The 13,691-nt window shown below is 61.0% G+C and carries 8 protein-coding genes; 2 read left to right on the top strand and 6 right to left on the bottom strand.

Annotated elements, in window-relative coordinates; all coding sequences use genetic code 11:
• The first annotated feature begins 86 nt into the window (after positions 1-86).
• Positions 87-2,462 carry an arylsulfatase gene (locus F7P65_RS18355; RefSeq protein ID WP_150294309.1) on the top strand — a complete coding sequence of 792 codons (2,376 nt, stop codon included), beginning with the start codon at positions 87-89 and terminating at the stop codon, positions 2,460-2,462.
• A gap of 262 nt (positions 2,463-2,724) precedes the next feature.
• Here the strand turns inward: F7P65_RS18355 and F7P65_RS18360 are convergent, their stop codons facing one another.
• From F7P65_RS18360 to F7P65_RS18380, 5 genes are all read right to left on the bottom strand, one after another.
• On the bottom strand, positions 2,725-3,306 hold the full coding sequence (locus F7P65_RS18360; protein ID WP_150294311.1) for a nuclear transport factor 2 family protein: 582 nt from the start codon (positions 3,304-3,306) through the stop codon (positions 2,725-2,727).
• Positions 3,307-3,563: 257 nt separating this feature from the next.
• A complete protein-coding gene (locus F7P65_RS18365) occupies positions 3,564-6,122 on the bottom strand; it encodes a TonB-dependent receptor (RefSeq protein WP_150294313.1) in 2,559 nt (852 codons plus the stop codon).
• Positions 6,123-6,362: 240 nt separating this feature from the next.
• Complete coding sequence (locus F7P65_RS18370) at positions 6,363-7,637, bottom strand: DUF1214 domain-containing protein (RefSeq protein ID WP_162854703.1); 1,275 nt, start codon at positions 7,635-7,637, stop codon at positions 6,363-6,365.
• Positions 7,638-7,639: 2 nt separating this feature from the next.
• Complete coding sequence (locus F7P65_RS18375) at positions 7,640-10,084, bottom strand: arylsulfatase (protein ID WP_240334382.1); 2,445 nt, start codon at positions 10,082-10,084, stop codon at positions 7,640-7,642.
• A 110-nt stretch (positions 10,085-10,194) separates the two neighbouring features.
• Positions 10,195-11,427: a DegT/DnrJ/EryC1/StrS family aminotransferase gene (locus F7P65_RS18380; protein WP_205452164.1), complete on the bottom strand. Its 1,233-nt coding sequence runs from the start codon at positions 11,425-11,427 to the stop codon at positions 10,195-10,197.
• A 113-nt stretch (positions 11,428-11,540) separates the two neighbouring features.
• Between F7P65_RS18380 and F7P65_RS18385 the strand changes: the two genes are divergently transcribed.
• On the top strand, positions 11,541-12,602 hold the full coding sequence (locus F7P65_RS18385) for a helix-turn-helix transcriptional regulator (RefSeq protein ID WP_150294317.1): 1,062 nt from the start codon (positions 11,541-11,543) through the stop codon (positions 12,600-12,602).
• A 71-nt stretch (positions 12,603-12,673) separates the two neighbouring features.
• Here F7P65_RS18385 and F7P65_RS18390 read toward each other — a convergent pair whose 3' ends face one another.
• Complete coding sequence (locus F7P65_RS18390; RefSeq protein ID WP_150294319.1) at positions 12,674-13,561, bottom strand: LysR family transcriptional regulator; 888 nt, start codon at positions 13,559-13,561, stop codon at positions 12,674-12,676.
• Positions 13,562-13,691: the final 130 nt, after the last annotated feature.

Here is a 13,691-nt window from a genome sequence, read left to right on the forward strand (position 1 = left end):
CGCCCGGCATTGTGAATCCCCCGGCGCCCGATCCATAGATGGCGGACGATCATGCGAAGGTGACGCATGCGAGTGACAGGGGAGGAATGATGAACCGGCAACGGCGCGGGCGACGTTTGGCAGGGCTGCTGGCGGCCACCGCAATGCTGGGTCCTGGCGCGGCTTTAGCGCGGACCGCGCCCGGCACGACCTTGCCCCGTCCCGCCGAACCGTTCCGGGGTTCGATCGAGCGGTCGGCGCGGCAATCGACACCGGCCTATCCCGCGCAGCAGACGGCGCCCGCCGGCGCGCCCAACATCCTGATCTTCATGACCGACGACATCGGTTTCGGCGTGGCCGGCGCGTTCGGCGGACCGATCCCAACCCCCAATCTGGATCGGCTCGCCAAGCGGGGCCTGACCTACAACCGCTTCCACACCACCGCCCTCTGTTCGCCGACCCGCGCCGCCCTGCTGACCGGGCGCAATCATCACGCGGTCGGCATGGGCGTCGTGACCGACATGACCACTGGCTATCCCGGCTATGATTCGAGCATCCCCAAGAGCGCGGCGACGATGGCGGAGGTGCTGCGGCAGAATGGCTACAGCACGGCCATGTTCGGCAAACATCATAATGTTCCGATCTGGGAATCATCCCCGGCCGGACCGTTCGATCACTGGCCGACGGGCCTCGGCTTCGACTATTTCTACGGCTTCATCGGCGGCGAGACCAACCAGTGGCATCCCGCGCTGGTCCGGGGCACGAACCACGTCGAAGCGCCGGATTCAGGTCGTCCGGACTCCGTGCTGGACCGCTTCCTGGCCGACGACGCAATCCACTGGATTCACGAGCAGAAGGCATCCGCGCCCGATAAGCCCTTCTTCATCTATTATGCGCCGGGCACGGCCCATGCGCCGCATCAGGCACCGAAGGAATGGATCGCCCGGTTCAAGGGGCAATTCGACGCAGGGTGGGACGTGATGCGCGCGCAGACCGTCGCCCACCAGAAGGCGCAAGGATTGATCCCTGCCGATACCGCGACCACGCCGCGCCCGGATGGGCTGCCCGCCTGGGACAGCTTGTCCGCGCAGCAGAAAGCGGTCGCGGCCAGAATGATGGAAGTCTTCGCGGGCATGATCGCCTATCAGGATGCGCAGATCGGCCGCGTGCTCGACGAGATCGACCGGATGGGACAGTCCCCGAACACGCTGACCCTGTTCATCGAGGGGGACAACGGCACCAGTCCGGAAGGCACGATCAGGGGCACCACCAACTGGACCGCCGCCATGACCCGTTCGATCCAGGAAGACGATGCCTGGCTGAAAACGCAGCTTGACGAACTGGGCGGCGAAAAGACCTATGAGCATTTCCCGACGGGCTGGGCATGGGCGCTGAACGCACCCTTTCCCTGGTTCAAGCAGGTCGCGTCCCATCTCGGCGGAACCCGCAATCCCATGGTGGTGTCCTGGCCCGCGAAGATCGCGCAGCGCGGTCTGCGCAGCCAGTTCCTGCACGTCACCGACGTCATGCCCACCGTGCTGGAAGCCGCGGGCGTCGCCCTTCCATCGTCGGTCAACGGCGTCAAGCAGCAGAAGGTCGACGGCATCAGCTTTGCCTACAGCTTCGCGGATGCCAAAGCGCCGAGCGCGAAGCGGACGCAATATTTCGAAATGTTCGGCAATCGCGCCATCTATCACGATGGCTGGCTGGCCGGGACCACGCCCAACCGCGTGCCGTGGAAGAGCGCGGCCGACCATCCCGTCGACATCACCGACTGGAACTGGGAACTCTATGATCTCGATCATGACTTCGCGCAGGCCAACAATCTTGCGGCGAGCCGTCCCGAAAAGCTCCGCGCCCTCCAGAAGCTGTGGGACCGCGAGGCATGGGCGAACCATGTCTATCCGCTTGACGACAGCACCTTGGCCCGGGTGCGCATCAATCCCTACCAGAAGGGCCGGGATCATTACAGCTATTGGGGGCCGGACCTGCACATCGCTCAGGAATCCTCGCCGCAACTGGGGCGCGCGGCCACCTTCTCGATAACGATGGACGTCACCATTCCCCAGCAAGGGCCTAAAGGTGTCCTGCTCGCCAGCGGCGGACGCTTTGGCGGCTGGTCCTTCTATTTCGACAAGGGGCGCCCGGCGATGGTCCATGCCCCGTCGCAGAGGGCTGACGGGCAATTCCGTGTCGTGGCCGCGACGCCGGTCAACCCCGGCCCCGTGCGCCTCACTTACAGCTTCGCGCGCAGCGGCAAGGGCGGCACGATGACCATCTCGGTCGATGGCAAGGAAGTCGGGCGCGGCCCTATCGGCACCATTGCGCCATTCATCGCGGAAGTCACGGAAACCTTCGACACAGGCGATGACAGCGGCTCACGCGTGATCGATGATTATGCCGACGCCGTGCGCTTCAACGGCACCATCGGCAAGATCGATATCGACCTCAAACCGATGAATGCCGCGATAAAAGGCCAGTGAGAGCGGCGACCTAAGTCGATCCTGAACAACTGCCTCTCTGATCTGGCGGGGGCGGGGCACGTACCAAGGCGCTGAGATTCTGACGCATCGCGACTTGGATCACTCAAGCGCCGCACGGGCTTGACCAGGATCCGATGAGGCAAACGCATCGGATCCTGATATCAGGCAGAACGGGCGCGAAAGAAATGGCTCGCCGGGCGAAACGCGCGCTCAAAGCGCCGCGTGAACGACGTCAAAAAAAGCCTCGCAAAATTAAGGGCATTTATTTGCCGGGCGCAGGAAGGAATTCCGGCGGAATGGGCGTGGCATCATATTTATTGGCTGTTCTTTTCTGGTAGCGCCAACCCGAAGGCGTTCTGACGATATCGTCTTCATACAAGGCGTAGCCAAGGATCGACACGGCGTTATTTCTGGTCAAATCAATCGTCCCGTACATGACGGGCGTGCGCGCCCGGATGTGATCGGGTCCAACCTTTACCATGATCGGGTTACCCAGATTATGGATGCTGATCCTTTCCATGCCGTTCCTGCTCCTCGCCTGATTGGTGAAATCAGCAAGAGCTTTGCGGCCTTTGACAATTATCCAGGGCGATTCCGGAGTTTTTCCCGGAAATTTCAACTCTCCATCCTCGGTGTAGAGAGAGCTATATGCCTCCGCATTGCCGTTATCGAAATACTGGCCGTATCTTGCCATGAGATCGAGAACAGCGAATCGTTCCTCAATACTGATTTCATCCATTTCCCGGGCATGCGGCGCGGCATCGTGCGAGGAAGCGGAGCCGGGCACTGCCATGATCAGCGCCGAAACCGCCACGGAATGGAAAATCGCTAAATTGATTCGCACGAACTATCTCCCTTTCTGCCCAGTATCTCGCAAGAATTTTTCCGCCGGGAACGCCACGCATATCGCAAATGGAACATGATCGAAAATCACACCGTCAATGGCGGTAGAGCAGATAGGCCGGTCCATCATCCTAACACGACATATGAACGTGTGGAACGACTAGCGGCGGGCATATTCTGCCCGCCGCTACCGCAATATTATTTTATTATGTTAGCTCCGCGGCTCAGATCATGAACCGGAAATGCCCGTCATTTCGTTCAGCTTCCGAAATTATACCGCAGACGCAGACCGTACATCCGAGGTTCGCCGAAGATTTGGCCCTGGTTACCGATCGAATTATATACGCCACTGTTCGACAGCGTATATTTCTTGTTCTGCAGATTGGTGCCGAACACGCTGACGTCAAGACCGCTTTGCAGAGCGTTCTTCCAGTCCAGCGAGGCTGACAACAAGCCATAGGCGGCCAGGTCGCTGCCCGGTTCCCACGTCCGGCTGCCGTCGACGAACTTCTCCAGCGCGGGGCCGGATTGGTGCCGCGCATCGGTCCAGGCATAGCTCATGAAGATGCTGATCTCACCGATATTTTCCGTGGTCGGCACCGAAAGGCGACCGTAGACCGAGTAGATATACGGGGCAAAATACTGCATCGGAATGCAGGTGAGATCCGGCGTCCTGGTCATCAGATAATTGTTCGCCGCCGTCGAATTGCAATCCCAGATCGGCGTGGCCGAATTAAATCGGAACGACTTGTAATGTGCGTCGGTGTAGCTGAAATTGCCGCCGATCTCGAGTTGATCGATCGGCTTGAACATCGCTTCCATTTCGACGCCGCGGATCCGCGCGGAGGCTTCGCTCACCGTGGCCGCGCCGCTGGAGTTGGTCGTCGGATTGAAATCCCCAATGCCGCGCTGGATCTTGCTGTAATTCATCGTGTAGCCATTGACGTTCAGGCGCACCGGGCGGCCAGCCACATGGAAGTCCGACTTGAAGCCCGCTTCCCAGTCGGTGACATATTCGGGACCGAAGGTCGCATATTGCGCATTGACCGCGAAGGCGTTGAAGCCGCCCGCTTTATAGCCGCGCGTCACCTTGCCATACACCAGCAGGTTGTCGATCGGACGATAGTCAAGACCGATCGTCCAGTTCGGCGCCTTGCTCTTCAGATGGCCTTCGTAGCGGCAGCCCTGATCGGGGGCTTGGGCAAGGGTGGCATCCGACGTCAGATTGTTGGCATTCGCCCGCGAAACGGTCCTGCCGTTGAACAGGCAGCGCACATTGTCCGGCCCGGTGCCCGAATAAAGGGCTGGGTTATAGCTGGTTACCCTGCCGTCGATCTTATCCCAGGTGTAGCGATAGCCGCCGGTCAGGCGCAGGCGATCAAGAGCCGACGTCAGCGCACCGAAATCAAAGGTGGCCTGGGCGAACAGGGCCTTGGATTCGTTGGTGACCGCCGATTGCCGGAAGCCCGCGGCCCGCAAGGCGCCCGCCTCGCCCGGAAGCCCGCTCAATGTGGTGAAATAATCACCCATCTCGCCTGCGGGCTTCTGCTTGGAATAGAAGCCGCCGAGCGTATAGGTCAGCTTCTTGTCCAACGCCTCGCCCTGGAATTGCAGTTCCTCGGTGAACAGTTCGTAATAATCCTTGGGCGCGGTGCGGCTGAGGCTCGTAACGCCGGTATTGTTGATATTGGCGAGCGAGCCGTCCTGATCGGACGCGTAGAAAGACTTGAGCGAGGCGTAGCTGATGATGTTACGCAGCTTCAGCCCTTCGGTCAGTTCGACGTCGGTGTTGTTGCTGACGCCCCAGGTTTCGAGCTTGGCGAAATCGTCCATGCCATGGGCGACCTTGCGGATGCCGCGGGCCTGCTGGTCGCTGATCAGCTTCTTCAAAGCGGTGCAGTTGGCATCCGGGCTTGCCTGGGTGCCGCAGAAATTGAGGGCACCGGTGGCATTGTTGGGGCTGGTGGTGAAGCCCAGCAGCCGGGGATAGTTGAAGCTGATCGGCACGATGCCGGTGCCGTTGTTCTTGGAATAGCCGTAATAGCCCATGGTGTAGTTGGTGATGCCTTCGACCGGTTCGAACTCGACACCGATGCGGCCCATGCGCCAATGCTGGTCGTCGCGATCCTTGTTCCAGTTGATGTCCTGGGTAAAGCCGTCGCGGTCACGCGACGCGCCGACCAGGCGGACCCGCAGCTTGTCGTTCACCGGCACGTTCAGCACCGCCTCGAACTCGGTCATGTTGTAATTGCCGAAGCCGCCGGACAGATGGCCCTCCAGCCGATCGGTCGGTCGTGCCGCGGTCAGCAGGATCGCGCCGCCGGTGGTGTTGCGGCCGAACAGCGTGCCCTGCGCGCCCGAGAGGACCTGAACATTCTGAAGATCGACGAAATTGCCCGGGCCGCCCTGCTGGCTGAGCGTGTAGGCGATCGGCAGCGGCACTTCGTTCAGGTAGATGACGACGCCCGGCGACCCCTGAAACGAAGCGCCCTGGCCGCGAATCGAAGGTGACATGACGTCGCGCGAAGACTGGCCGTTCGGCTGAATGGTCAGCGAGGGGACCTGGTTTTGCAGGCCCTGCACGCTCGTCACGTCGCGTTCGCGGAGACCGGCGGACGAAAGCGCCGTGATAGCGATGGGCACATCCTGCGAGCGTTCTTCACGACGTTGAGCGGTGACGACGATCTCGGCCAGGCTAGCGCCTGATCCGCTCTGCGCGGCGGTTTCCTGCGCCATCGCGTTTGAAGAACTCAAAGCCGTCAGGGCGCTGCCCGTCAGAAGCAGGGCGCGAATAATTGGCTTGGTATAAATTTCCATATTTCTCCCCTTTTATTATAAATAATTCACGCGTTCCTATCGTTATCTTTAGCAAGATCGGACGCATGAACAATTTTAATATTTATTATTATTATGTATAACCAGGCCGATTACATAGACCGATCACCGACCGGCCATGCAATTGAAGCCAAGCAATGCACTGTCAGATTATATTTCCGGTTGCTAAACTTGCCGATCAATGCCCTTCCCCGATACACGGCTCCAGCACGATTGTCCAGCTTACCATAATATGCGCTGTAAAAAATTGGCCCTTCGGCTACGCAATTGACGGTCACGTTCCGGGGCGCTTATATGGGGCGTATCCTTCGGCAGATAGCGGGACAGATCCGACAGCCGGACCTTGGTCAAACTGGGCATCGGCTGAGCATTGCAATCGGTCCAGCGCCCCTGGACCACGCCGGTGGGATAGCCGGCCGTGTCCAGCCAGTTCGGCACCCCGGGGTCGCGGGCCGAAATGACGATGCGTAGCATACCATCACTATCGATTCGCGATTGCGTATCGTTCAGACTGCTCTGATTATTCACCCAATCGGTGGTTTCAAACAGGTCATTCGTCAGGATCGTGGAGTAATAGCCGCATTTTGAGGGCACCTTCGCCTCAAGAATAAGGGCTTCATCATCGTTCAATTCATAAACACCATGATAGTAAAACTGACCGAAAAGACCGCCCATATTCGACGTCACGTCAAATATCTTGAGTTTGTTGACAAAGCCTTCCTTGCGCAATTCCCCTGGAATCCCGACCAGGAAGAGGGCGGTGTTGGCCGTCTGACGGCCCAATGCATCCAGCCGCTTTCGCAAGGATGCCACGCTTTCGCGCGGGCGCAGGGTCGATCTGTCCAGTCGCTCGATGGACAGGGTGGGATCGCGTTCTTTCCCCCAATCGGCCGACACCTGCCGGATCACGAAGCTGTTGGCCTGCGGTTCGAGCTTCCACCAGCTTCCCTGATAGTCTTGCGGCTTGGTCGGGCTGATCAGCACGTCAAATTTGCCTTGAGCGTCGACCGGCAAGGCATTGAAATCTCCGTAGGCGAGCGGAACCACCTTCTCCTTGCCGTCAGGCCCGGTCCGCGACAATTGCCCCAGCTTGAAAATGCGCAACGAACCGCGTGTCCCGCGCAACCGATAGCTGGCCGTGGGGTCGACCGGCGTTTCCTTGTAGATCGTGTCGGAATTGGGCTGATAGACATTCAGCGTCTGGTTCAGGCTTGGCAGGAAAACAGGATTGTCGACATCGGCGCTGATCGCCTCCAGCGAGCGCGCGGCCAGCGCCTCCAGCGCGAGACGCCCGACCTCCTGCTGAATCCGGGGGTCGCGCCGCTGATCCTCCGGCAATTTGGCAAGGATCATCGCGGGGAGAGCCCGCAATTGCTCGACAAATTCATTCCATCCCGGCGTCGTAGCCTGCTCCGCCCCCGCTCCCTGCGCTATCGCCTCACCGCCCCACGCCGCCGTGGACGCAAGGGCGGCAAGCGCCCCGAGATATTTCCGCATCCTCATTTCATTCCCCTATGTTGCGTTGACGTGTAAGCTGATGAATTTGCCTGTCCTGAGGCGTGATCGTCCGATGTCGTGACGACGATCTTGCGGATCGAGCCATTGAAACGCGGACTCCCAGCATAGTCGTCGGAAACCAGCGATCCCGTGTCGAAGCCGACATCGAATGTTTCCTGCGCCTCGTCGAAACCCGCCATCCGATCGACCTGGCGGCGGGCGACTTCCTTGCCGTCGACGCGGATGGAAAGCGTGCCGCCCGATGTGCTCCTATCGAAAACATAGTCGATGTGCGCCGCTCCGACTGCAAGGGCCTTGGGCGCTTCCAGCCGGAACTGATCGCGGGGCTGTTGCGAGGCGGCATGAACCGCCACCGGATGACCATCCTTCAGATAGAAGCTCCACCCGCCAAAATGCCCGCCCGACGCCACCAATACGCCATTGGCCGATCCCGCCGGGATATCCACGTCGGCCGCGACGGTGAAGGACCTGTCCCTCAGCGATGGCGCGGAGGAGTCCGGAATTTGGAGGTCCGGCCCCCAATAGGTGAGTTGGTTGCGGTCATTCCGATACGGATTTTTCCGCAGCCGGCTGAGCGAACTGTCATCGAGGGGGAAGACATTGTTGGCCATGGCCTCCTGCTGCCAAAGGCGCTGGAGCGATCGGAGCTTTTCGGGATAGCGGTCAGCGACATTGGTCGCCTGGGCAAAATCTTCGTCAATCTTGTACAGCTCCCACGGCCATTGGTTCACGTCCAGCGAGGATGGCTTGCTCACCCAGGGCAGGCGCTGCGGCGTCGTTCCGGCCAGCCAGCCGTCATGATAGATGGCGCGCGTGCCCATCATCTCGAAATAGCGCGTATGGCGCTGGTCCGGCGCCTTTGCGTCGTTGAAGCTGTAGGCGAAGCTGATGCCGTCCATGCGCTGCTGTGGCACGCCGTTCACCGATGTCGGCGCCGGGATGCGCGCCGCCTCCAGAACGGTCGGCATGATATCGGTAATATCATGGAATTGGGTGCGAATGCCCCTCTGCCGGATGTGGCCCGGCCATGACACCACCATCGGGTTCCGCGTGCCACCGAGATGGGAGGATACCCCCTTCATCCACGGAAAAGGCGCGTCGAGCGCCCAGGTCCATCCGACCGGAAAATGGCCGGAACTTTTCTCGCTGCCCAGGACGTCCAGTTGGGAAAGGCGCCACGCCGTGTCCTCACGGGCTCGATCGACGATCGTCGCCCCCGAATTGGTGCTTCCGGCAAGGCCCCCTTCCGGGCTCGCGCCATTATCGCCTTCGACAAAGATGACGAGCGTGTTGTCGGCCTGCCCCATGCGTTCGATTTCGTCGAGCATCCGGCCGATCTGCATGTCGTGATACGCGACCATCGCCGCATAGACTTCCATCATCCGGGCCGCGACCTTATGGTCATCCTCGGACAGCGTATCCCAGGCCGGAAGCCCTTCGGGGCGCGGCGTGACCGCTGTGTTCGCGGGGATCAGGCCCTGCGCCTTCTGCCGGGCGACGGTCTGCGCGCGCAGCACATCCCATCCCGCGTCGAATTGGCCCCGGAATTTTTCGATCCACGGCTTGGGCGCCTGATGGGGAGAATGGGCCGTGCCGGGGGCATAATAAAGGAAGAACGGCTTGTCGGGCGCCGACGCCTTCTGCTCATGAATCCAGTGAATGGCGTCGTCCGCGAGGAAGCGGTCGAGGATCGAGTCCGGCTTGCCCTCGTCGGGGGGCGCGATGCGCTCCGTGCCGCGGACCAGCGCGGGATGCCACTGATTGGTGGAGCCGCCGACGAAGCCGTAGAAATGGTCGAAGCCAAGGCCCGTCGGCCAATGGTCGAAGGGCCCCGCCGCACTCTCCTCCCAGGACGGCACATTATGATGTTTTCCGACCATCGCGGTGCTGTAGCCATTCTGGCGCAGCACTTCGGCGATGGTGGCCGCGCTCCTGGGCATGATATTGTTATAGCCGGGATAGCCCGTCGCCAGATCGTTGACGACGCCGTTGCCGACCGCATGCTGGTTGCGCCCCGTCAGCAGGGCGGCACGGGTCGGCGAACAGAGGGACGTCGTGTGGAAGCGGTTGTAGATCAGGCCCTTCGACGCGAGGCGGTCGAGATTGGGAGTCGGGACGGGGCCGCCAAAAGTGCTCGCCACGCCAAAACCGACATCGTCGGTCATGATGACAACGACATTGGGCGCGCCGGCGGGCGCGGTCACCCGGGCGGGAAAGGACGGAACCGACGCGGCAACGGAGGAGCCGATCTTGCCGTCGAACGGGGCGGGCCTGATCGGCAGAACGCGTCTGTCGAGAGCCTCCGCCGCCTGACCCGCCGTGACAGGTATCGTGCCCAGCATCGTCAGGGCAAAGCCCGCCGCCATGGCCAGCGAAGATACCCCCCCACCCGTCCTGGAGAAAAATGTGATCGAGGCCCCACGCATGCCACTTCTCCCAACGACAATTTCATGTTGGAACAGCCGGACCGATGGCATCGGTCCGGCTGTTACGGTTTTTCATTTCCCAGTCTTTTCAGATGAGTAATCCGTGCCTTTCACGCCGCCTTCTTCGCTTTCTGTTGCGCGATGAAATCCTCCAGCGTCTGGTAGAGATAGGCGTTGTCTTCCTCCGTCATGGTCGGGTGGCAGGGCAGCATCAGCCCCTGTTCCATAATCTGATCGGCCACCGGATACCCGCCTGGGTCGGTTCGGCACTCAACGCCCTTCATCATCGGATGACGCGTGATGTTGCCTGAAAAGATCACGCGCGTGAAAATCCCCGCTTCCTCCAGATGCACCTGCAATTCGCGCCGGCTCCAGCCGAGTTCGGGCCGCAACTGGACCGGATAGCAAATCCATGTCGTTTCCACGTCCGGCAGCAGCCGGGCCGGGATGAAAATGTCGGGATATTTATCAAGGAAGCGCCGGTGGCTCTGAAAATTGCGGTCGCGCAATTCCCAGAACATCGGCAGCTTGTTCAACTGTTCATGGCCGAAAGCGGCCCCCGCCTCATTGGGGATGACGCCGTAGGCGACGTCTTCGAAAATGAACATGCCGTCATAGGGAATGCCGTCGAGATCCTCCAGAAAGCGGCCATCGCTGTCCTGTTGCCTGGTACCGTGGAGATATTTCTCCGAAGAGCGGCCCCAGGCACGCGCCATCAGGCCCCAATCCCATAAAGCTTCGTCATCGACCGCGACCAGCCCGCCATTGCCGAGGCAAGTGATGATATGGAAGATCGAGAAGCTCGTCACCGAAATATCCGCACGGGCGCCGGTCCTGGTTCCGCGCAACGTACCGCCGAGCGTGTCGCAACTGTCCTCGACCAGCTTCAGCCCGTACTTGTCCGCCAGCGCCCGGAGCGCGTCCCAGTCCGGCGTGCCGCCGACAAGGTTGGGGACCAGCATCGCCTTGGTCGCGGGCGTGATCATCCGTTCGATCCTGTCGATGTCGATCTGATAAGTGTCGAGCTCGACATCCACAAAGGCGGGCACATAACCGGCGTGCACGATCGAAGCGACGTCGGTGGAGAAGGTGAGCACCGGGGTGATGACCTCCGATCCTTTGGGCAGGTTCAGCATCCGCATCGCCAGCATCAGCGCCGATGAACCGGAATTGACCATCACGCCATATTTATGCCCCATCACCTCCGCGCAGCGCTTCTCGAAACTCCGCACCTGCTCGCCGACGCTCATGCTGGTGCGCATGACGTTGGTCACCGCGTCAATCTCTTTCTGGTCGATCATTGCGCCGCCATATTGGATCTTGCGCGGGGGCATCCTCGTCATCCTCACATCCTTTTTGCACTGCTTATTCTGTCTGTCTTTGTTGGATAGTTTAGGCTGGACAGCGGGCGCCAGAATGGCAGAACAGATCAAAAGCATGGCGGATCGGCGCACCAATGTCCCAATATGCATCTACGCCACTTCTGTGCCAGCGATCGTCCAAGGTCGCGCGCGAACTGCTGCTCAAGGTGCAGGATGTCGGCGTGGATGCCGATGCCATCCTCCAGCGCGCGGGGCTGGCATCCGGCATGGACGCCATGCTTCGCCCGGCATGGACGGTATCGCTGTCGCCCGATCAGTTCACCCTCATCTATCGGGAATGCGTCGCGGCGCTGGAGGTGCATGACAGCCGCAGGCAGGGCCGGCCGCCGATGACCAAGGGCGAAGTGGACATGCTTTGCCACTGCGTCATCAATTGCGCGACCCTGGCGGACGCGATCGCGCAAGCCGCGGCCTTTTGCGCCATGCTGGATGGCCGGGCCGCCGAATTGTCGATCGCCACGGTGGGCGCGCAGGCAGAATTCCGCATGCACACTTTCCGGCGCCGGCGCGATATCGCATCCTTCCTGACCGATCTGACCGGCCTGTCGACCTATCATCGCCTGTTCAGCTGGCTGATTGGCGAGGAGATCGAGCCGCTTTCGGTCGAGGTCTGCTACCCTCTGCTGATCGAGGAGGAGGTCGCCGCGATACTGATGCCGCATCCGATCGCTTATGCGCGTTCGGATAATCTGCTGCACTTCCCGGCGCGCTATCTGGCGCAGCCGGTCGTGCGCAGCCATGCCGAACTGGTCGATCTGCTGAAAACCTTTCCCTTCGACCTGGACGCCGCTCCCCTCAAGCGGGTGTCGATGGCAAGAAAGGTGCGCGCCGCTTTCGGCGGCGCATTGGCACGGCGAAATCCCTTGCCCGCGCTGGACATGCTGGCCCGTCAGTTCAATATCAGCGGCGCGACATTGAAGCGCCGGCTGGCGGAAGAAGGCGTCTCCCTGCAACAACTCAAGGCGCGATGCCGTCATGATTTTGCGATGGGTCTGCTCGCGGATGACAGCCTGTCCCTCGAAGATATCGCCCGCCGGGTGGGGTTCAGCGACGCGACGACCTTCAGCCGCGGGTTCAAGGCGTGGACCGGAATGCCCCCGTCCGCCTACCGCAAAGCGTCGCCTTCCATCGAATAGAGATATTCCTACGATCTGTTCTATCGGAGCGATCGTCGGGAGATAGGGATGGGCGCGATCCTCCTCACCAATCAGCCTAGCGCCAGCGCGCAGGCGCGGTCGAACACCGAATGGGTCACAGGCTCTGTGTCGGATGCTCGCATGGCCACATGAAATTCGACGGGGGCAAGCGCAGGCATCCCTTCAAGCTCGACCAGCGCGCCGCTCGCCAATTCCTCCCGCGCCATGATTTCGGGAAAAATGCCGATGCCCCCCCCTGCCTTGGCAATGTCGATCATGATCCGGGCATTGTTGCAAAGGTTCAGCAGGCCGTGCGCGATTTGCGAGGCAGCTATGGCCTCCCGCATGCGCCCATGGATCGGCGAATGGCTGGCGAGCGACCAGACCGGGACGATGCGATCCGATGCCCCCGCGCCAAAGGCATCCGCCACATCCGGGCTGGCGAGCCACAGCAACCCCACCGACCCGATCGGGCGGGCGATCAGGGCCGGGTGCGCGATGGGTCCGGCGGCGAAGGCTATGTCGGTACGTCCGGTCAGCAATTGCTGGATCAGATTGACGGTCAGATCGATCTCGATTTCCAGGCTGACGAACGGCATGTCCTTCTTGAGATCGGAAAGGAAGGCAGGCAGGCAGCTTGCCGCGGCGATTTCGCCCGTGCCGATGCGGATGACGCCGCTCGCCTCGCCAAAGCCGCCGCAACGCATGAGCACGGCCTGAAGATCGCCCCAGAGCGGCCCGCAATCGCGCACCAATTGCCGCCCCGCCGGGGTAAGCGACATGGTGCGCCCTTCGCGGCGGAACAGGCTGGCCCCCAGATGCGCCTCCAATTCCCGCACCCGCGCGGAAATGGCGGGCTGGCTCGTGTTCAGCCGGTCGGCCGCGGCGGCAAAGGTGCCCAGCCGCTCGATCCAGAGCAGCGTTTCAAGATGATAGAGGCCGATGCGATTAATAGCCATGGTTTATGATTAACGCAAAAAACAAATCATTGGAAATAATGAATGCTGTCCTCCACCCTGCGGTCGAAAGGAGAGGCCGTCCCATGGCGAACAAAATTTATCCGAATGCTGCATCCGCGTTGGAGGGCCT

Source organism: Sphingobium estronivorans (assembly GCF_008692605.1).
Taxonomy (GTDB): domain Bacteria; phylum Pseudomonadota; class Alphaproteobacteria; order Sphingomonadales; family Sphingomonadaceae; genus Sphingobium; species Sphingobium estronivorans.